The organism is Pseudomonas gingeri, from assembly GCF_013386115.1.
GTDB classification, from domain to species: Bacteria; Pseudomonadota; Gammaproteobacteria; order Pseudomonadales; family Pseudomonadaceae; genus Aquipseudomonas; species Aquipseudomonas gingeri.
The window spans coordinates 101,753-121,730 of sequence record NZ_JACAOR010000002.1; the positions used below are offsets into that span (position 1 = coordinate 101,753).

At 64.1% G+C, this 19,978-nt stretch carries 22 protein-coding genes and 1 pseudogene; 13 read left to right on the plus strand and 10 right to left on the minus strand.

From position 1 onward, the window contains the following. Positions 1-11: 11 nt before the first annotated feature. The 8 genes from urtE (at position 12) to HX881_RS05370 (ending at position 6,256) form a co-directional block, all read left to right on the plus strand. Entirely contained in the window at positions 12-710 is a 699-nt protein-coding gene (gene urtE / locus HX881_RS05335; protein ID WP_103033009.1) for an urea ABC transporter ATP-binding subunit UrtE, read from the plus strand. A gap of 30 nt (positions 711-740) precedes the next feature. Next, positions 741-1,580, plus strand: a complete 840-nt coding sequence (locus HX881_RS05340; RefSeq protein ID WP_177083298.1) for an urease accessory protein UreD — start codon at positions 741-743, stop codon at positions 1,578-1,580. Between the two features lie 53 nt (positions 1,581-1,633). Continuing rightward, the gene (gene ureA, locus HX881_RS05345) at positions 1,634-1,936 is read left to right on the plus strand and encodes an urease subunit gamma (protein ID WP_007937143.1); all 303 of its coding nucleotides are present in this window, start codon (positions 1,634-1,636) and stop codon (positions 1,934-1,936) included. Positions 1,937-1,944: 8 nt separating this feature from the next. Next, positions 1,945-2,478, plus strand: coding sequence for a GNAT family N-acetyltransferase (locus HX881_RS05350; protein ID WP_177083299.1), 534 nt, complete (start codon positions 1,945-1,947; stop codon positions 2,476-2,478). A gap of 7 nt (positions 2,479-2,485) precedes the next feature. Further along, complete coding sequence (locus tag HX881_RS05355) at positions 2,486-3,019, plus strand: GNAT family N-acetyltransferase (protein WP_177083300.1); 534 nt, start codon at positions 2,486-2,488, stop codon at positions 3,017-3,019. Next, positions 3,016-3,336: an urease subunit beta gene (locus HX881_RS05360; protein WP_017125665.1), complete on the plus strand. Its 321-nt coding sequence runs from the start codon at positions 3,016-3,018 to the stop codon at positions 3,334-3,336. The genes HX881_RS05355 and HX881_RS05360 overlap by 4 nt, the downstream gene beginning before the upstream one ends. Next, positions 3,333-5,033, plus strand: coding sequence for an urease subunit alpha (gene ureC / locus HX881_RS05365; RefSeq protein WP_177083301.1), 1,701 nt, complete (start codon positions 3,333-3,335; stop codon positions 5,031-5,033). The genes HX881_RS05360 and ureC overlap by 4 nt, the downstream gene beginning before the upstream one ends. A 77-nt stretch (positions 5,034-5,110) precedes the next feature. Continuing rightward, on the plus strand, positions 5,111-6,256 hold the full coding sequence (locus tag HX881_RS05370) for a sensor histidine kinase (RefSeq protein ID WP_177083303.1): 1,146 nt from the start codon (positions 5,111-5,113) through the stop codon (positions 6,254-6,256). Between the two features lie 12 nt (positions 6,257-6,268). Here HX881_RS05370 and HX881_RS05375 read toward each other — a convergent pair whose 3' ends face one another. Together HX881_RS05375 and HX881_RS05380 are read right to left on the minus strand one after the other, a co-directional pair. Continuing rightward, positions 6,269-6,577: a chaperone modulator CbpM gene (locus tag HX881_RS05375; protein ID WP_017125668.1), complete on the minus strand. Its 309-nt coding sequence runs from the start codon at positions 6,575-6,577 to the stop codon at positions 6,269-6,271. Between the two features lie 2 nt (positions 6,578-6,579). Further along, the gene (locus tag HX881_RS05380; RefSeq protein ID WP_177083305.1) at positions 6,580-7,533 is read right to left on the minus strand and encodes a DnaJ C-terminal domain-containing protein; all 954 of its coding nucleotides are present in this window, start codon (positions 7,531-7,533) and stop codon (positions 6,580-6,582) included. 300 nt (positions 7,534-7,833) lie between these two features. On the opposite strand from HX881_RS05380, the gene HX881_RS05385 reads away from it, so the two are divergent. After that, positions 7,834-9,099 (plus strand): Hsp70 family protein, encoded by a 1,266-nt coding sequence (locus HX881_RS05385; protein ID WP_177083307.1) that lies wholly within the window; start codon positions 7,834-7,836, stop codon positions 9,097-9,099. A 164-nt stretch (positions 9,100-9,263) separates the two neighbouring features. Here the strand turns inward: HX881_RS05385 and HX881_RS05390 are convergent, their stop codons facing one another. The 4 genes from HX881_RS05390 to HX881_RS05405 all read right to left on the minus strand — a co-directional run bounded on the left by HX881_RS05390 (position 9,264) and on the right by HX881_RS05405 (position 12,341). Continuing rightward, positions 9,264-10,274, minus strand: coding sequence for an AI-2E family transporter (locus tag HX881_RS05390; protein ID WP_017125671.1), 1,011 nt, complete (start codon positions 10,272-10,274; stop codon positions 9,264-9,266). Positions 10,275-10,335: 61 nt separating this feature from the next. Beyond that, positions 10,336-10,965, minus strand: a complete 630-nt coding sequence (locus tag HX881_RS05395) for a hypothetical protein (protein ID WP_177083309.1) — start codon at positions 10,963-10,965, stop codon at positions 10,336-10,338. A gap of 207 nt (positions 10,966-11,172) precedes the next feature. Then, the gene (locus HX881_RS05400; RefSeq protein ID WP_017125673.1) at positions 11,173-11,469 is read right to left on the minus strand and encodes a PsiF family protein; all 297 of its coding nucleotides are present in this window, start codon (positions 11,467-11,469) and stop codon (positions 11,173-11,175) included. Between the two features lie 86 nt (positions 11,470-11,555). Continuing rightward, positions 11,556-12,341 carry an AraC family transcriptional regulator gene (locus HX881_RS05405; RefSeq protein ID WP_017125674.1) on the minus strand — a complete coding sequence of 262 codons (786 nt, stop codon included), beginning with the start codon at positions 12,339-12,341 and terminating at the stop codon, positions 11,556-11,558. Positions 12,342-12,439: 98 nt separating this feature from the next. Here HX881_RS05405 and HX881_RS05410 point away from each other — a divergent pair, with 98 nt between their 5' ends. Further along, positions 12,440-13,318 carry a DMT family transporter gene (locus HX881_RS05410; protein ID WP_017125675.1) on the plus strand — a complete coding sequence of 293 codons (879 nt, stop codon included), beginning with the start codon at positions 12,440-12,442 and terminating at the stop codon, positions 13,316-13,318. 15 nt (positions 13,319-13,333) lie between these two features. On the opposite strand, the gene HX881_RS05415 is transcribed toward HX881_RS05410, so the two are convergent. The 3 genes from HX881_RS05415 to HX881_RS05425 form a co-directional block, all read right to left on the minus strand. Continuing rightward, the gene (locus tag HX881_RS05415) at positions 13,334-14,224 is read right to left on the minus strand and encodes an esterase/lipase family protein (RefSeq protein ID WP_177083310.1); all 891 of its coding nucleotides are present in this window, start codon (positions 14,222-14,224) and stop codon (positions 13,334-13,336) included. Positions 14,225-14,324: 100 nt separating this feature from the next. Further along, positions 14,325-14,630 (minus strand): DMT family transporter, encoded by a 306-nt coding sequence (locus tag HX881_RS05420; RefSeq protein ID WP_042935172.1) that lies wholly within the window; start codon positions 14,628-14,630, stop codon positions 14,325-14,327. Between the two features lie 9 nt (positions 14,631-14,639). Beyond that, entirely contained in the window at positions 14,640-15,278 is a 639-nt protein-coding gene (locus HX881_RS05425; RefSeq protein WP_017125678.1) for an FMN-dependent NADH-azoreductase, read from the minus strand. Positions 15,279-15,404: 126 nt separating this feature from the next. On the opposite strand from HX881_RS05425, the gene HX881_RS05430 reads away from it, so the two are divergent. After that, positions 15,405-16,349: a LysR substrate-binding domain-containing protein gene (locus HX881_RS05430; protein ID WP_177083312.1), complete on the plus strand. Its 945-nt coding sequence runs from the start codon at positions 15,405-15,407 to the stop codon at positions 16,347-16,349. Positions 16,350-16,436: 87 nt separating this feature from the next. Next, positions 16,437-16,967 carry a ferritin-like domain-containing protein gene (locus HX881_RS05435; protein WP_017125680.1) on the plus strand — a complete coding sequence of 177 codons (531 nt, stop codon included), beginning with the start codon at positions 16,437-16,439 and terminating at the stop codon, positions 16,965-16,967. Positions 16,968-17,267: 300 nt separating this feature from the next. Here HX881_RS05435 and HX881_RS05440 read toward each other — a convergent pair whose 3' ends face one another. Then, entirely contained in the window at positions 17,268-19,337 is a 2,070-nt protein-coding gene (locus HX881_RS05440) for an AsmA family protein (RefSeq protein WP_177083315.1), read from the minus strand. Positions 19,338-19,698: 361 nt separating this feature from the next. Between HX881_RS05440 and HX881_RS05445 the strand changes: the two are divergent. Further along, positions 19,699-19,978 (plus strand): annotated as a pseudogene (locus HX881_RS05445) (hypothetical protein); the annotation flags it as partial.

Below are 19,978 nucleotides of genomic sequence, written 5' to 3' on the forward strand. Positions count from 1 at the left end.
GGAATCCGAACATGCTGCAAGTCGACAAGCTGCACCAGTACTACGGCGGTAGCCACATCCTGCGGGGCCTGTCGTTCGACGTGAAGGTCGGCGAAGTCACCTGCCTGCTCGGCCGCAACGGCGTGGGCAAGACCACCCTGCTCAAGTGCCTGATGGGCCTGCTGCCGGCCAAGGAAGGTGTCGTGCAGTGGGAAGGCAAGCCCATCACCCAGTTCAAGCCGCACCAGCGGGTGCATGCCGGCATCGCCTACGTCCCCCAGGGTCGGGAAATCTTCGGCCGGCTGACGGTGGAGGAAAACCTGCTGATGGGCCTGTCGCGCTTCCCGGGTTCGCAAGCCAGGGAAGTCCCGGCGTTTATCTACGAACTGTTCCCGGTCCTGCTGCAGATGAAGCAACGCCGTGGCGGCGACCTGTCCGGCGGCCAGCAACAACAGCTGGCCATCGGCCGCGCCCTGGCCAGTCGTCCGCGCCTGCTGATCCTCGACGAACCCACCGAAGGCATCCAGCCCTCGGTGATCAAGGAGATCGGCGCGGTGATCAAGAAGCTCGCGGCCCGCGGCGACATGGCCATCCTGCTGGTGGAACAGTTCTATGATTTTGCCGCCGAACTGGCCGATCAGTACCTGGTGATGTCCCGGGGCGAGATCGTCCAGCAGGGTCGCGGAGAAAATATGGAAGCCGAGGGTGTACGCGGCCTGGTTACGATCTAACCTGTAGCGTCCTGACGATAATCGGAACTCATGAACCTGCCCGCCTCTACCGCCCTGTTCACCCCCAGCTGGTACGCCGAGCTGGAGCTCGGCTACGCCCGTTTCGGCGCCACCACGCGCCCGGTCCAGCGCCGCCACAAGGGCCCGCTGCGGGTGCAGAAGCACCTGTATGCCGAAGGCCCGGAGGTCTGCCAGCACATCATCGTCCACCCGCCGGGCGGGATTGCCGGCGGTGATCGCCTGGATATCCGCGCCAGCGTCGAACGCGATGCCTGGGCACAGCTGACCAGCCCCGGCGCCGCCAAGTGGTATCGCGCAACCGGCCCGGCCAGCCAGACCCTCAGCCTCAAGGTCGCCGCCGGGGCCACCCTGGAATGGCTGCCCCAGGAAACCATCGTCTTCAGCGCGGCCCAGGCCGAGCTCGCCACCCGCATCGAGCTGGAGGGCGATGCGCGACTGTTCTACTGGGACATGGTCGCCCTCGGCCGCCCGGCCAGCGGCGAACGTTTCGACCGCGGGCACTTCCAGGCGCACCTCGATATCCGCCGCGACGGCCAGCCGCTGTGGCACGAGCGCCAGCGCATCGAGGGCGGCGACGGCCTGCTGGATTCGCCAATCGGGCTCGACGGCCAGCCGGTGTTCGCCACCCTGCTGGTCACCGGTGAAATCGACAGCGAGCTGCTGGAGCGCTGTCGCAACCTGTCGACAGTCGTACGCGGCGACCTGAGCCAGCTCCCCGGCCTGCTGGTGGCCCGCTGCCTGGCTGGCCAGGCACTGCATGCCCGGGCCTGGCTGATCAAATTGTGGCGGCTGTTGCGCCCGGCACTGCTGGGTCGTGAGGCGGTGCCGCCAAGGATCTGGAACACATGACGTGCCTGTTCAACTGCCTGCCTTTTCCCTGCCTGCCAATGGATCCTTGAACCATGGACCTGACTCCCCGCGAAAAAGACAAACTGCTGATTTTCACCGCTGGTCTGGTTGCCGAACGGCGCCTGGCCCGCGGGGTGAAACTGAACTATCCGGAAGCCATGGCCTATATCTCGGCCGCCCTGCTCGAAGGTGCCCGTGACGGCCAGACCGTGGCCGAACTGATGCACTACGGCACCACCCTGCTCAGCCGGGAACAAGTGATGGAAGGTATCCCGGAGATGATCCCGGAGATCCAGGTGGAAGCGACCTTCCCCGACGGCACCAAGCTGGTCACCGTCCACCAACCGATTGCCTGAGGCTCTTCATGTCCTACGTTATCCGCGACGCCCAGCATGCCGACCTGCCGGCCATTCGCGACATCTACAACGACGCGGTGCTCAACACCACCGCGATCTGGAACGAGCAACCGGTCGACCTGGGCAATCGCCAGGCCTGGTTCAGCGCCCGCCAGGCCCAGGCCTATCCGATCCTGGTGATCGTCGATGCCACGGACAGCGTGCTCGGCTACGCCTCCTACGGTGACTGGCGGCCCTTCGAAGGTTTCCGCCACACCGTCGAACACTCGGTCTACGTACGCAACGACCAGCGCGGCAACGGCCTCGGTCCAAGGCTGATGGCGGCGCTGATCGAGCGCGCCAGGGAAGGCGGCAAGCACATCATGGTGGCCGCGATCGAAAGCGGTAACGCCGCCTCCGTCCGCCTGCACGAGCGCCTGGGCTTCGCCAGCACCGGGCAGATGCCCCAGGTGGGCGTCAAGTTCGGCCGCTGGCTCGACCTGACTTTCATGCAGCTCTGCCTGAATCCGGGCGCAGAACCGCCCAACGCCAACCAGGAGTGATCCGCCGATGAACGCCGCCCAACTGCGTCGCGTCAATGCCGAAAGCTTTGCGCACTACCGCCAGGGTCTGATCGATCTCTTGCTCGATGCCGTGGGGCATGGCGCTTCCGTGGGGTTCATGGCCGATCTCGACGCCCACCAGGCCCGCGCCTACTTCGACGAGGTGCAGGCCGCCCTGCGGGACGGCAGCCTGCTGCTCTGGGTGGTGGTGCGCAACGAGCAGGTGCAGGCCAGCGTGCAACTGGGCCTGTGCCAGAAGCCCAACGGCCTGAACCGCGCCGAAGTGCAGAAACTGCTGGTCTTCAGCGAAGCGCGCCGCCATGGCCTCGGCCAGCAACTGATGCAGGCCGTGGAGCAGGCGGCCCGGGACCACAGGCGCGGCCTGCTGTACCTCGATACCCAGGCCGGCTCCGACGCCGAGGCGTTCTACAGCGCCCTGGGCTATACCCGCGTCGGCGAGCTGCCGAACTACTGCATGACACCGGACGGTCGCCACCAGGCGACCACCCTCTACTACAAGACACTGGGGTTACCTGCATGATTCCTGGCGAATACCAGATCCAGCCCGGCGAGATCGAGCTCAATGCCGGTCGTCGCACCCTGCGCCTGAACGTGGCGAACAGCGGTGACCGGCCGATCCAGGTCGGTTCCCACTACCACTTTTTCGAAACCAACGATGCCCTCGACTTCGACCGTGCCGCCAGCCGCGGCATGCGCCTGAACATCCCGGCCGGCACCGCCGTGCGCTTCGAACCGGGCCAGGCCCGCGAAGTGGAACTGGTGGACCTGGCGGGGCTGCGCCGGGTGTTCGGCTTTGCCGGACGCGTCATGGGCGACCTGGACAAGGAACCCGCATGAAAATCTCCCGACAAGCCTACGCCGACATGTTCGGCCCCACGGTCGGCGACAAGGTGCGCCTGGCCGATACCGATCTGTGGATCGAAGTGGAAAAGGACTTCACCACCTACGGCGAAGAAGTGAAGTTCGGCGGCGGCAAGGTCATCCGTGACGGCATGGGCCAGGGCCAGTTGCTGGCCGCCGAGGTGGTCGACACGCTGATCACCAACGCCCTGATCATCGACCACTGGGGCATCGTCAAGGCCGACGTCGGCCTCAAGGACGGACGCATCGCCGCCATCGGCAAGGCCGGCAACCCGGACATCCAGCCCGACGTGACCATCGCCATCGGCGCCAGCACCGAAGTCATCGCCGGCGAAGGCATGATCCTCACCGCCGGCGGCATCGACACCCACATCCACTTCATCTGCCCGCAGCAGATCGAAGAAGCGCTGATGAGCGGCGTCACCACCATGATCGGCGGCGGCACCGGGCCGGCCACCGGCACCAACGCCACCACCTGCACGTCCGGGCCCTGGCACCTGGCGCGCATGCTGCAGGCCGCCGATGCCTTCCCGATGAACATCGGTCTCACCGGCAAGGGCAACGCCAGCCTGCCGGAACCGCTGGTCGAGCAGGTCAGGGCCGGCGCCATCGGCCTCAAGCTCCACGAAGACTGGGGCACCACGCCCGCGTCCATCGACAACTGCCTGAGCGTGGCCGACCAGTACGATGTGCAGGTGGCGATCCACACCGACACCCTCAACGAATCCGGCTTTGTCGAAACCACCCTCGGCGCGTTCAAGGGCCGTACCATCCACACCTATCACACCGAGGGTGCGGGTGGCGGCCATGCGCCGGATATCATCAAGGCCTGCGGCTTCGCCAACGTCCTGCCGAGCTCGACCAACCCGACCCGGCCCTTCACCCGCAACACCATCGACGAACACCTGGACATGCTGATGGTCTGCCATCACCTCGATCCGAGCATCGCCGAGGACGTGGCCTTCGCCGAAAGCCGCATCCGCCGGGAAACCATCGCCGCCGAGGACATCCTCCACGACCTCGGTGCGTTCTCGATGATCAGTTCCGACAGCCAGGCCATGGGCCGGGTCGGCGAAGTCATCACCCGTACCTGGCAGACCGCCGACAAGATGCACAAGCAACGCGGGCCGCTGCCGGGCGATGGCGAGGGCAACAGCAACTTCCGGGTCAAGCGCTATATCGCCAAGTACACCATCAACCCGGCGATCACCCACGGCATCAGCCATGAGGTAGGTTCCATCGAGATCGGCAAGTGGGCCGACCTGGTGCTGTGGCGCCCGGCCTTCTTCGGCGTCAAGCCGACCCTGATCCTCAAGGGCGGGGCGATTGCCGCCAGCCTCATGGGCGACGCCAACGCCTCAATCCCGACGCCGCAACCGGTCCACTACCGGCCGATGTTCGCCAGCTATGGCGGTTCGCTACACGCCACCAGCCTGACGTTCATCAGCCAGGCGGCCCGGGATGCGGGCCTGCCCGAGAGCCTGGGGCTGAAGAAACGGATCGCCGTGGTCAAGGGTTGCCGTACGGTACAGAAGACCGACCTGATCCATAACGACTACCTGCCGGAGATCGACGTCGACCCGCAGACCTACCAGGTCAAGGCCGATGGCGTACTGCTCTGGTGCGAGCCGGCGGAGGTGCTGCCGATGGCGCAGAGGTATTTCCTCTTCTAGGAGCAGGCAGGGCAATGATTAGGGGCTAAGATGCAACACATCCAGCCCCTTTCGCAGTCTTCATCAAGGTATCGGTCATGCGCCTGTCTGACTTTATCGTGCAGCATGTTGACGCCATCGTCGATGATTGGGAGCAATTTGCCAAAACCCTGACGCCCGCGGCGGACAGCATGGGCCGGGTCGCCCTGCGCGATCATGCCAAGTCGATCCTGCTGGCGGCCGCGCGGGACATGGAAACCGCCCAGAGCGCCAGCCAGCAGGCGGACAAGGCCAAGGGCGAAGGCCCGGAGAACAGCCCCAGCCTCGATATCGCCGCCGCCAGCCATGGTGAATTGCGCCATAACGTCGGTTTCGACCTGGTCCAGATGACGTCGGAGTTCCGTCACCTGCGCGCCTGCGTGATCCGGCGCTGGGTCAACAACCTGTCCTCGCCGGAACTGACCTACTTCCAGGACATGATCCGCTTCAACGAAGCCATCGACGAAGCCCTCGCCGAGTCCACCGTCGCCTATGCCGAGCAGGTCAATCGCTCGCGGGACATCTTCCTCGCCATTCTCGGACACGACCTGCGCGCGCCCTTGCAGGCGGTGACCATGTCCGCGGAAATGCTGGTGCGCAAGACCCAGCTCAATGAGACCGCCATGGGTTATGTGAAGAACATCAAGAGCAGCGCCCGCCACATGGGGGCGATGGTCAACGACCTGCTGGAGTTCGTGCGCAGCCGCCTGGGCAGCCAGTTGCCGATAGACCCGGCGCCCATGGACCTGGTGAGCGCGGCGAAAGCTGCCCTCAACGAAGCCTGGGCCGGCCAGCCGGAGTGTCGCCCGACCTTGAAGGTCGAAGGCGATATGCATGGGGTCTGGGATCGGGGGCGAATCGAACAGATGCTGCAGAACCTGATCGGCAATGCCCTGCAGCACGGGGCCAGCCGGCGCAAGGTGACCCTGACCCTGATCGGCGGCGAAGACAGCGTCAGCCTGTCCATGCACAACTTCGGCCCGCCGATTCCGGCCGAGTCGCTGGCGACGATCTTCGATCCGCTGGTACGCAACGCCGCCGAGGAACTCGGCCAGACGGGCGCCTCGACCAGCCTGGGGCTGGGCCTGTTTATCGTCAAGGAAGTGGTGACGGCCCATCAGGGCAGTGTCGAGGTCAGCTCCAGCGAGGAAGAAGGCACGCGGTTCAGGGTCGTGCTGCCGCGAGTCGCGCGCGCCGAATCCTGAGCGGCTGCCGGGCTACTCGTCGACCAGCCGGTCCAGGCGCTGCCTGAGCATGCGGTTTTCCGCCCGCAGCTCACGGACCTCGCCCAGCAGCTCCAGGGCCAGGGCGACGCCTTCCCACTCCAGTTCGAGGTCGTGGCGCAGCTTCGCCGCGCGCCGGGCGATGACCAGTTCATGATCGAGAAAGCGCCAGGCCTCCGGTGAGCGGCCCTGAGGTTCGAGGATGCCGTGTTCGACGATTTCGATCACGTAGGCGACCGGCAGGTCGGACGCCTCGCAGAAGGCTTGCATATCCAGTTGAACGACGCTCAGGGCTGGGCTCATGATCAGCTACTCCATTGCTCTCTCGGGTCGAATGCGGCCTTCTTCGCCAGTTCCTGCCACAACGCCTTCACGGCATCGTCGCTCTGCCTGGGCATGACCGCCTTGAGTTGCACGAACAGATAACCGCGCTGCCCGGCCTTGTTCAGCAGGCCGTGGCCCTTGGCGCGCATGCGCTGGCCGTTCTGGCTGCCCGCCGGGACCTTGAGGTTGATCTTGCCGGTCAGGGTCGGCACCGCCACTTCGGTGCCCAGTGCCAGTTCCCACGGCGCCAGGGGCAGCGTGATGATCAGGTCTTCACCTTCGACATCGAATTTCGGATGGGGTGCGAAGCGGATCGTCAGGTACAGGTCGCCATTGGCCCCACCACCGAGCCCCGGCGCGCCCTGGCCCTTGAGGCGGATGCGCTCGCCGTCGGTCACCCCCGCCGGAATCTTCACGTTCAGGCTCTTGCTGGTGTTGCTCACATGCTGGCCGGCCGCGTTGTACTGCGGGACCTGGAAGGTGACCTTCTTCGATTCGTTGGTCAGGCTCTCTTCCAGGAAGATCGGTAGTTCCATTTCCACGTCTTGCCCTCGACGACCGGCGCTGCGGCCCGATTGTCCGCTACTGAAACCGGCACCGCGCGAGCCGAAGATCGAACTGAAGAAGTCCGAGAAGTCACCACCGCCAGCGCCACCAAAACCGCCGCCAGCGCCACGTCCCTGCCAGCCCGGTGGGCCCTGGAACGGCTGGCCATGCTGGCCGTATTTGCGCAGATCGTCATATTCGGCGCGCTTGTCGGCGCTTTTCAGCGCTTCATAGGCTTCGGAGGCGTCCTTGAATTTCGCCTCGGCGTCCTTTTCCTTGCTGACATCCGGGTGATACTTGCGCGCCAGCTTGCGGTACGCGGCCTTGATGGTCTTGTCGTCCGCCGTCGGCTCAACACCCAGGATCTTGTAATAGTCTTTGAAGTCCATCTAAGGATCACCCTGCGTTATCGATATCGCACCGTCCGACAGCCCACAGCATGCGCTTTTCGGCGCAACGAGGATTGACCGATCTCAAGGCTGTGACTGGGCGGTGCGGCAAAAGTTTATCGGCCGTGCCGGCGATTTCTTGTCATCGCCGTTACACAAGTCGAACCAATGACTGCAAGTTTGGGGGTGATGGCCCGCCTTTCAAGTCGACAAGGCACGATTTAGCGGATAGTCGGCCTTCGATTCCGCGCCCGACTGACATACACTGCGCGGCCGTTTTTTAACCGGAACTCGAAAGACATGAAAAGCGCATCTCCAGCCCGTGCCTGCGGTATCGACTTCGGCACGTCCAACTCCACGGTCGGCTGGCTGCGCCCCGGCATGGAAACGCTCATCGCGCTGGAGGACGACAAGATCACCCTGCCTTCGGTGGTCTTTTTCAATATCGAGGAACGCCGCCCGGTCTACGGCCGTCTGGCGCTGCACGAGTACCTGGAAGGTTACGAAGGCCGGCTGATGCGCTCGCTCAAGAGCCTGCTGGGGTCCAAGCTGATCAAGCATGACACCAGCGTGCTGGGCACCGCCCTGCCGTTCAAGGACCTGCTCGGACTGTTTATCGGCCAGCTGAAAAGCCGCCTGGAAGCCACCGCCGGTCGTGAGTTCGACCAGGTGGTACTGGGCCGCCCGGTGTTTTTCGTCGACGAGGACCCGGTCGCCGACCAGGAAGCCGAAGACACCCTGGTGGAAGTGGCGAAGAAGATCGGCTTCAAGGACGTGTCCTTCCAGTACGAACCGATTGCGGCGGCCTTCGACTACGAGTCGACCATCGAGCGCGAAGAGCTGGTCCTGATCGTCGACATCGGCGGCGGTACGTCCGACTTCTCGCTGGTGCGCCTGTCGCCGGAGCGCCGTGGCCTGGATAACCGCCACGACGATATCCTCGCCACCGGCGGCGTGCATGTCGGCGGGACCGACTTCGACAAGCAACTGAGCCTGCAGGGCGTGATGCCGCTGTTCGGCTACGGCAGCCGGATGAAAAGCGGCGCCTACATGCCCACCAGCCACCACATGAACCTGGCGACCTGGCACACCATCAACTCGGTGTACTCGCAGAAGTCCCAGTTGGCCCTGGGCAGCATGCGCTACGACATCGAGGACACCGGTGGCATCGACCGCCTGTTCAAGCTGATCGAGCAGCGCGCCGGGCACTGGCTGGCGATGGAAGTGGAAGAAACCAAGATCCAGCTGACCCACGCCGAAAGCCGCCATGTACCGCTGGATCGCATCGAGCCGGGACTGAGCGTGGAGTTGAGCCGGGCGCTGTTCGAAGCGGCCATCGACAACCTGCTGGAGCGTATTCGCAACAGCGTCACCCGCTTGCTCGATGATGCCGGCGTGAGCGTCGAACAGGTCGACACGGTGTTCTTCACCGGCGGTTCGAGCGGGATTCCGGCACTGCGCCAGAGCGTCTCGGCCATGCTGCCGAACGCGCGGCATGTGGAGGGGAATATCTTCGGCAGCATCGGCAGCGGCCTGGCGATCGATGCGCGCAAGCGCTACGGCTGAAAATCACGGGAGCTGGCAGGCTCTCACTGGACTCTATGTCGCCCACCACCATCAGCGGCGCCCCCGAACCTGTAGGAGCTGGCTTGCCAGCGAAGGGGCCATCAGCGGCGCTCCAAGTCTCAAGGCCCACTCCCACAAGGTTCGAACCACGCCCGGGGTTCGACTCAGACCAGCTCCGCCAGCCTCAGCTCGCTCTTGAGATACGCATAGTAGATCGGTCCCGCCACCACCCCCGGCAAGCCGAATGCGGCCTCGAACACCAGCATTGCCATGAGCAACTCCCACGACTTGGCACTGATCTGCCCGCCGACGATCCGCGCGTTGAGGAAGTACTCCAGCTTGTGGATAAACATCAGGTAGCCCAGGGCCGCCGCCGCGACCCAGATCGACAGCGACAGGCCGACGATGGTGATCAGGGTGTTGGACATCAGGTTGCCGATCACCGGTAGCAGCCCGAGCAGGAAGGTCAGCACGATCAGGGTCTTGGTCAGCGGTAGCTTGATCCCGCAGAGCGGCAGGATCACCGCCAGGAAGATCGCGGTGAAGGCGGTATTGAGCGCCGAAATCTTGATCTGGGCGAAGACGATATTGCGAAACGCCTGGACCAGCAGGCGCAGGCGATCAAACAGGGCTGCGGCCAGGGGCTTGCGCTGGCTGACATCCGAGACATGCTGCAAGGCCACGATCGCCCCCAGCACCATACCGATCAGCAGGGTCACGAACATATGCGCCGCATCCTTGCCCACCAGTTGCAATTCGCTCAGGTGCTTGCTCAACCACTCGCCGATGGCCACCTGGAACTCCGCGGCGCTGGCCGGCAGGTAGGCGTCGATCACCGGCGGCAACTGTCCGCGGGCCTTGTCCACCACGACCATGAACTTGCCGAGGGAGGCCCCGGGGTTTTCCGCCTCATGCAACAGGAAGCTGATGGCGCCGGCAAAGATCAGGCTCAGCACACTGACGATCAACGTGCCCAGCAAGGCCACCGCCAGCCAGCGCGCGCGCCGCCCGGCAATCAGGTGCTCGAGCTTGGGCGTGAGCATATTGACCAGCTCGAACACCAGCAGGCCGGCCAGCAGGCTCGGCAGCAACTTCAACGGCAATACCAGCAGCAACCCACCGAAGACGATGATCAAACTGGCCAAGACTACGTAACGCTGGGAAAACGCTGACATACAGCCTCAAAACAAAATGCAGCTAAAGGATAGGCAGTCTGCCAGCGTTCCACCGGCAGGACTAGGGGGACTTGGACGCCTCGGCAAACGAAGCGGGAAAGTCATCGAGCAACGTGACAGGGATGCGCTGACCAGCCTGGGTGACGTCATAAACCTGCTGCCGGCACGCATCGCCGTCATGGATAAAGCTGAACTCCACCAGATAGACCTTCTGCTTCTGCGGCACAAAGCTGCTGCCAAGGGTTCCGCAGCTGTAGGAGGTAGGCACTGTCGGATTGGCGACCTGTTTCTGCTCCCACTTGTTGCTCGAATAATTGAACGTGTGCTCCGTCGTGTACTCGCTGATATAGCCCGGTGCCGGTTTGCGGCCATTAAACTGCGAATAGCCAAGTACCTTGAACCGCTGGTCGGGGGCGACCTGCAGTTCGCGCCTGGTACGAAGCCATCCCCACTTCGAGGGTTTGACCAGAGTCCCCAGCTCTTCCGGGCTCTGTTGCGCATCGCTGCCGCGCTTCGCCGAGAACTGCACCGGGTTGAAGGTATCCCCGGCCACCTGCAGGATGACTTTCGCATGCTCGGCGTCCACCACCAACGGCTGGTCTTCAGGCCGGGGGGGCAGGCGAAAATCCGGTCTCCAACGCTGGAGCTGGGCGCCACTGCAAGCGCATTGGGTCAGGACCAGGAGCAGCAAGACGATTCTCTTCACGGCACATCCCTATGGTGACCAATGGACGCCCCCAGGGAGGGGTATCGTCTCATCCGCGGCGCACAATAACAAAACGCCACTATCGCGCCGAATCATAACCAAAGGGACAGCCTGAAGTGCGGGGATTTCGCAAACCGACGAGGAATACGGCAAGGCCTCCCACCGCCACGGGGGAGGCCTTGCCGGGCAGGGCTACTTGTTCTTCAGGCAGGTGCTCATGAAGGCCTTGCGTTCGTCGCCCTTGAGCGCCTTGGTGGTCGCATCGGCATTGCACGTCTTCATCTTGTCCTGCTGGGTGGCGGGCTTGGCGGCTTTCAGGCAGTTGCTCATGAAGGCCTTGCGTTCATCGCCCTTGAGCGCCTTGGTGGTGGCGTCGGCGTTGCAGGACTTCATCTTGTCCTGCTGGGCCTGTTGCGCGGCGGTGGCGGCAAAGCCCTGGGAACACAGCAGCAGGCCTACCATCAACAAAGGAATACGCAGCATCTTCATGGAGTTTTCTCCTTGTTACCGCGCCGATGGGCACGGCCTCTGAAGGAGTGTAGACAAACACTGTTACACCTCCAGCCGCAGGCGCCCTAGAGTGAGCGCGACTGCCGGCGATACTGCTCCGGCGAACAACCGGCCTGGCGCTGGAACATGGCGATAAAGGCCGAGGCGGTGCTGTAGCCCATGTCGAACGCGATCTCCTGCACGCTGCGCGGCCCTTCCAGGGCCTGGATCGACCAGACAAAGCGCAGGCGCTGGCGCCATTCGCCGAAACTCACGCCCAGCTCGCGGACAAACAGACGCGCCAGGGTCCTCTCGCTGACATGCAGGCTCGCCGCCCATTGCCCCAGCGAGCGGTTGTCCGCCGGATCGTCCTGCAAGCCTTCGAGCACCGAGAGCAACCCCGGCTCATCGGAATACGGCAGGTAGCAGCTGTGGACCTTGGCCAGGTGCAACTGGTCCACCAGCACCTGGGCCAGCCGCACATCGGCCGGATCGCTGGGGATCTTCACGTCGCGGCGGGCGAAATCGCTGAGAATCGCCTTGAGGATATCGCTGATCGCCAGGGTGCTCGCCACCTCGGGCATCCCGTGGCAGTGCTCCTCGGCGAGGTAGACCGAACGGTAGACGATCGCGTGGGCGTTGTAGGCGCTGTGCTCGGTGTTGGGGGGAATCCACAGGGCGTAGCGCGACGGCGACATGAAGCGCTGGCCGGCCACTTCGTAGTGGATGACGCCATGGGACACGTAGTCGAGCGAACCCCAGGAATGCCGATGGGACTCGGCATGGCTGCCGGGGCCGAATTCGGCATAACGAAAGTACACCGGCGCCGGCAGATCGGGGAAACGGGGGATCTCGATGGGGATCTTGCGCATGCTGTCCGGATTCCGACGCTGATTGACCGGATCGAAGTATAGGCTTTGATCCGGACAGATGGATAATTCCCGCTCACTACTGCTCTGGTCGTCACCCCATGCAATACGCGTTTCCCCTGCTCGCCATTTTCATCTGGGCCGGCAACACCGTCGTCAACAAGATGGCCGTCGGCTCGATCTTCCCCGCCGAGATCGGTTTCTACCGCTGGCTGCTCGCCGCGCTGCTGTTCACCCCCTTCATGCTCCGTCCGGTCATCGCCAACTGGGGGGCGATCCGCGCGCACCTGGGCAAGATCGTCGTCCTCGGCGTGCTCGGCATGGCGGTCTACCAGAGCCTGGCCTACTACGCCGCGACCCTGACCACGGCGACCAACATGGGCATCATCCTCTCGCTGATGCCACTGATGTCCCTGGCCCTGGCGATCATCAGCCTCGGCCAGCGCCTGACCGCCGGGGCGCTGACCGGCGCGGTGCTGTCCTTCGCCGGCGTGCTGGTGGTGGTCTCGGCCGGCAACCTCGGCTCATTGCTGACCCACGGCGTCAACCTGGGCGATGCGATGATGCTGATCGCGACCCTGGCCTATGCGATCTACAGCACGCTGCTGAAGAAGTGGCAATTGCGCCTGCCACCGTTGCAACTGCTGTACCTGCAGATCCTGGTGGCGGTGGTGGTGCTGTTCCCGCTGTTCTGGCTCTCGCCCAAGGTCGGGCCGAACCTGCAGAACGCTGGCCTGGTGCTGTACGCCTGCCTGTTGGCGTCGATGCTCGCGCCACTGATGTGGATGAGCGCGGTGGGCAAGCTGGGGCCGAGCCGCACGGTGCTGTTTTTCAACCTGCTGCCGATCCTCACCGCCCTCATCGCCGCCGCGGTACTGCACGAACAACTGGCGCTGTTCCACCTGTTGGGCGGGGCGCTGACCCTGGGCGGGGTGATCCTCTCCGAGCGCTGGACCACACCACTGGGCAAGGCCCGCTGAGTGCCTGGCGGGGCGCTACAGCCCCGCCGCCTTCAGGCGCCGGGCATGCTCGACAAACAGGCGGATCGGCGCGGCCCCCTTGCCCACCAGGCCCATTGACTGGTTGACGATATCGAAGTGGTCCAGGGGATAGTCGTCGCCGATCACCGTCCCCAGGTGCGAGCTGTAGCGCCCGACCATGCCATCGCACTGCCCGGCTTCGCGGATAAAGGTCCTGGCGAACAGGCGGCAACTGCGATTCGTGCCGTCGAACAGATTGCGTCCGCGATCGGTGATGCCCGGCTGCAAGGTGCCGGACCAGGAGTAATAGCGTACGCCGTCGACCAGCTCGGGCCCCTGCCCGCCCCAACTGCCCGGCAACCCTTGCGGGTACTGCCGGTTGAACAGGGCCACGCCTTCGCTGGTCAACGACTGATGGGAGGCGGCCAGGTCCATCGGCAGGCCCGGCCCGCGATAGCCGGTTTCCAGCCAGCCCATGATCCGCGCGACGACACAGAGCACGAAGGTCAGCAGGCGCCCGCGCACGCTGGTCGGCGGGTAGTGTCGCTGGAAGTGGTCGGCCAGCTCCGAACCATGGTTGGGCCCGGCCACCGAGGTCACCGAAGCCACCCACTCCGGACGCCTGGCCGCCGCATAACGTGCCGTCAACGCCCCCTGGCTGTGACCGATCAGGTTGACCTTGTCGGCCCCGGTTTCGCGGCGGATCTGCTCGATGCGCTGCAGCAACTGCTCGCCACGCACTTCATTGGCGTGCAGCGGCGACACCTGCACCGGGAATACCGTCGCCCCGCCCTGGCGCAAGGCCTCGGCGATACCGTACCAGTAGGGAAACAGCAGCAGCCGGACAAATCCGAGCATGCCCGGCACCAGCACCAGCGGATAACGCGTGGCGAGTTCTTGCGACATCGACGACCATCCATGACGGGAAGAAATAGAGCCTAGCCGCAATGCACCGGCCAGGTGCAAAAGCATCGGTACTGAAGATGACAACACGGCGACACAAGGCTTATTTCAACCCCACCACGCCGACCACGATCAGTCCGACCGACACCAGCTTGACCGCCGTCAGGCTTTCCCCCAGCAGCAGGAACCCGAGCAATACCGTGCCCAATGAACCGATGGCGGTCCAGATCGGATAGGCGATGCTGACCGGCAGCACCCGCAGCGACAGGGTCAGGAAGTAGATCCCGCCCACCGCCGCGATCACGGTGGCGAGCGAGGGCCAGAGGCGGGTGAAACCCTCGGCGTACTTCATGCCCAGCGCAAAGGTGACTTCGAAGGCCGCCGCGATCAGCAGATGGATCCAGGGCATGGCCATCCCTCAGAGCGTCCGCGCCAGGTCCAGCAGGCGCCGTTCGGCGTCGGCCAGGGCGGCCTGGAACGATGCCCCGCCGGACTCCTCGCCCTCGACGGCGACAACCGTGACCTCCTCGATTCCGATAAAGCCCAGCACCGTACGCAGCAACGGCTCGGCGTGGTTCATCGCCTCCAGCGGTCCGCCCGGCCCCATGCCGTGCCCGCCACGGCTGCTGATGATCAACGCCTTCTTGCCCTGCACCCGCGGGTGATACTGGGCGACACCATTGTCGAGGCTGAAGTCGAAGGTCAGCCCGACCCGCACGATCTGGTCCAGCCAGGCCTTGAGCCCGCTGGGAATACTGAAGTTGTGCATCGGCGTGGCGATCACCAGCAGGTCGTTGAGCAGCAGCTCGCCCACCAGTTCATCGCTGAACGCCAGGTCCGCCTGCATCGCCTGTGGGCGCTCGGCGGGCCGTGGATAAAACGCCGCGGCGATAAACGCTTCGTTCACCGGAGCAATCAACGCCCGCCCGGTCTCCCGGCGCGTCAGGCGGGCCTGGGGATGCGCCTCGCCATAGGCCCCCAGAAACACCTCGGCCAGACGCCGCGACTGGGAACGCTCACCCCGTGGACTGGCTTCGACAACAAGAATCCTGCTCATCTGTTTCCCCTTTACCGAACACTGCTGGCCAGCTCAGAATGAACCTGCCTTCTGCCGCAGAAGCTAGAGGCAACGCCTCATCGGAACAAATGAGCAATAGTCATTCAGGATGAGTTCAATTCATCCATGGAACCGAGCATGTTCGCCAGCCTGCCACTCACCGCGCTGCGCGCCTTCGAATCCGCCGCGCGCCTGCGCAGCTTCAAGGCGGCCGCCGAAGAACTGACCGTGACGCCGACCGCCGTGTCCCATCAGATCCGGTCGCTGGAAGGCTGGCTCGGCGTACCGCTGTTCGAGCGCCTGCCACGCCAGGTGCGCCTGACCGACGCGGGCGAGCGACTGTTCCGCAGCCTGCATGGCGCGCTGCTGGAGATCGCCCAGAGCGTCGATACCCTGCGCCCGCAACGCAGCGGCACCAGCCTGACGATTTCCACCACCCCGGCCTTTGCCGCCCTCTGGCTGGTGCCGCGCCTGGGACGTTTCTATGCCAGTCATCCGAACATCAGCCTGCGCCTCGACACCCACTGCGAAGTCCACGACCTGCACCAGGACGCCAGCATCGACATGGTGATCCGCTACAGCCTCGACGACTGGCCGAACCTGTACGGCCAATGCCTGTTCGACGAATGCTTCACGGTCTACGGCTCACCGGCCCAGGTGGCCCTGGCGGCACAACACCAGCCGACCCTGATCAGCGTCCACTGGCACAACTCCAAGCTCTACGCCAGGGGCTGGGAAGCCTGGTGCGACCTGGCGGGGGAAAGCTGGATGCAGGGACAACCGGTCATTCGCGAATACGATGAGGAGCATTACGCATTGCAGGCGGCGATCGGCGGACAGGGCCTGGTGCTGGCCAGTTCGATCCTGGTCTCGGAAAGCGTCGCCAGTGGCCTGCTGCAGGCTTATCGCCCGGACATCAGCGTCGACGGTGCCGGCTACAGCGCCCTCTGCGTGCCCGGACGCGAACGGCATCCGCCGGTGCGGGCGTTTTTCCAGTGGTTGGCGCAAGAGGCGCGGGCGTCCGGACACCGGCCGATCCGCCCCCTCGCGGTCGAAGAGACAATCGGATAAAACTTTTCCCGTCGCCCGAGACTCACAACCAGGTAGCGATCTCGCCAGCAGAGCGAGGCGCCTAACCGGATTAGTCAGGAGATCGAGATGAGCGACATGCATTTGTCCGATGTAACCACCCTTCGTGAACGCGCCCGCAAGAACGTCGAAAACGGTGCCGTCACCGAAGGCTACAGCGCAGACCGCGACGAGATCCTGCGGCTGCTCAACGAATCGCTGGCCACCGAGCTGGTCTGCACCCTGCGCTACAAACGTCACTACTTCATGGCCACCGGTCTCAAGGCCAGCGTCGCCGCCGACGAGTTCCTCGAGCATGCCAACCAGGAAATGGCCCATGCCGACCGCCTGGCCGAACGCATCGTGCAACTGGGTGGCGAACCGGAATTCAATCCGGACCTGCTGTCCCAGCACTCCCATGCCCAGTACGTGGCCGGCAAGACCCTCAAGGAAATGGTCTATGAAGACCTGGTGGCCGAACGCATCGCCGTGGACAGTTACCGCGAGATCATCCAGTTCATCGGCGACCAGGACCCGACCACGCGGCGGATCTTCGAGGACATCCTCGCCCAGGAAGAAGAACATGCCGATGATATGGCGGATATCCTGAAAGACCTCTGAGTCCAGGAACTATCTGGACCTTGTGGGAGGATGGGAGTACCTGCGGGAGCATGAGGGCAACTGTGGAAGCCTGGGGGCGCACCTGTGGGAGCGGGCTTGCCCGCGAAGAAGATGTCGCGGTGTACCTGATACAGCGCGGCGTTCTCAGGATTCGCGGGCAAGCCCGCTCCCACACAAGCCCGCTCCTACCTTAAGCCCGCTCCCACAGGCCCACTCTTACATGGCCCGTTCCTATATGGCCCGCTCCCACACCCCTCCCACAAACCGACCCTGCAACGCCTAGCAGGCCGAGGCCGGTCTTCAATTGCGGACGGTCTTGGGCGCCTTGCCCGACTTCATCTGCTCCAGCAACGGCGCGCACTGATTCGGCACGTCGCCACTGGGCGCCACCAGCGCCAGCAATCCCGCCGCCGGGCCGGCGATCACGCCCAGGGCAACCATGCCCGCGCCCCGCAGCAACAGCGGCACCGCTTGCACACCGGCATCGGGTTTGATGAACTTGCCACGCACATACAGGGGCGAACGCAGGGACAACAAGCGGAAGCCCTTGGATTCGGGACTGATCTTCAGGTCCAGCTGCTCATTGGCGAAATTCGCCGTGCCATCGATATAGATGATCGCGTTCTCGGTATCGAAGACAAACAGCCGGGTAGTCGCCAGACCGCTCTTGATCCCCAGGTCCGCGGCCGCACAGTTGATCTTCACTTCCTTGTCGCCAAAGATCTTGCCGACCACGTAGTTGCCGACATTGAGCCCGGCGATCTCCATCAGGCCACGACTGATCGCACCGTCGTTGACCAGCATCTTCAGGTCGCCATTGGACGTGCCCAGCAGCTTGGCCACCGAGTTGCCGGTGCCGCTGAGGTCGGCATCGCCATTGAGCTCGCCGAAGCTGGTCTTCATCGGCTCGAAGGTCGGGAACAGTTGCTTGAGCTTGAAATTGCGCGCGGTCAACCGGGCCCGCCCCTGCATCGGCGCCGTACGGCCATTGAGGCGGATCTGCGCATCGAGCTTGCCGCCCGCCACGCCGAAACGCAGGGGCTCGAGGCTCAGTTCGCCGTCGGTGAGCACCAGGTGGGTATAGAGATCGGTGAAGGGCAACTCCGCGCTGTGGACGATGCGCTTGCCGGTGAACTCCACGTCGGCATCCATATCGCGCCAGCGCTCGGTACGGAACTCTTCCACCGGCAGGACCTTGTCCGCGGGCTGCTTGCTTTCGCCACCACGGGCCTTCTGCTTGGCATTTGAATCGGCGCCGATCAGCGGCGCCAGGTCGGTCATCAGCAGTTGGTTCGACACCAGCACGCCACTGAGCTTGGGCCGCGGCTGGCTGGCGACATAGGCCAGGTCGCCGTGGATGTCGCTGGTGCCGATCTTGCCGTTGAACTTCTCGTAGGTGAAGGTCGCCCCGCCCGGCTCATGCAGCCGCGCAATCAGATGGCCGTCGGTTTCATAGGCCGGCGAGTCGGGCAGGGTCACCCCGGTCAGCGGGTAGAGGTTGCCCAGGCTGCTCCCGGCCAGCGTCAGGCGCAGGTCCAGGGCGCCAAGGTTGCGCGGGTCGGTCAGGGTACCGGCGACGGCGATACGGGTGTCGGCGATTTTCACATCGGCCTGCACCGGGAAGGGCCTGGTCGCGTCCTGCAACGCCAGCAGGCCGCCGACCTTGCCGGTACCGGCGAGATTCTGGCCGTGGTACTGGCCCTTGACCTTCAGCGCGAACGCATAGTCCTGCGGCGCGACGCCCTTTTCCCGGGCCTTCTTCGCCGCGCTGTCACCGACGATATCGCTGAACGGAACGGGCTTGCCCAGCGGATCGATCAGCAGGTCGAGCCGGGTGTTCAGGCTTTTGTCATCCAGGGTCACATGGCCCTTGTCGAAGCCGATGGCACCGATATCCACCACCCAGCTGGATGGCTGCTCGTTCGGGTCCTTGGGGTCGAACTGGAACGTCCAGTTGGCGCGACCATCGGCCAGGCGTTCGAGGCTCGCATTCGGCTCGGTCAGGTCGATCCGCGGGATCACCACCCGTTGCGCCAGCAGCGGCAACGGCGACAGCCGCAACTCGACGCGCTTGAGCTCGACCATCTGCGGGGTCTTCGACCAGTCCGGATTGCCCAGCGTGAGGTCTTCGGCAATCACATGGGGCCAGGGCACCCAGGCCCGCCAGCCGCCCTCGTCGGGCTCACGCTGCCAGCGCACCGCCAGGTCGCCATTGATGGCGAACGGCCGATGCAGGATCTCGGAGACTTTGGCATTGATCGGTGGCTTGACCCGGTTCCAATCGAAGAACGCGATGATCGCCACCAGCACCGCCAGCAGCAGGACAAGGCTGGCGCTGGTCCAGGCGAGGATTTTTCGAGTGCGCGTCATTGCACGGGGGCTCCTGATGACAACTGAACGTCCAAAAAGCGACGCGGAATACCTTTACGACTGACAAACACCCGCCAAGGTTTAATGAAAAAGACCATTGATCGACAAATCCACGGCCGCCGGAGCTGACCAATCAGACAGTTTTTTGTTCCGCCGACGCCCTGCCATGGCGCAAGCATGGGTAGAAAATACCCAATACGGAGCACCGGTAACGCCCGGAAAGCACCGACCTAGAGGGGTTTGGGTAGAACAATCAATTCCGTTGATTATTACCATTGTCTTTATGAACTTTTATATCGACTTTGCAAGAGTAGCATTAGCTTCGTACCCACTTTCTCGCCCTCCTACGGAGCAACCGATCATGAAACGCCAATTACTGCTCAGCCTCACCCTTGCCGTCCTTGCTGCCAACGCCTATGCCTTGCCAGCCCGCGAACAAGCCGCACCCCAGGCACAAGCCAGCCACGCCACTGTCAGCCAGTCGCTGAACACCCTGGCCGCGGATGGTTCGGATCGCACACCACAAGGCCAGACCCAGGCTGCTGCCGACGACACCTCTGACCGTGCCCCACAAATCCGCTCCCTGGCTTCCGACGGTACCGAGCGCACTCCACAAGGTCAGACCCTGGCTGCCGATGGTA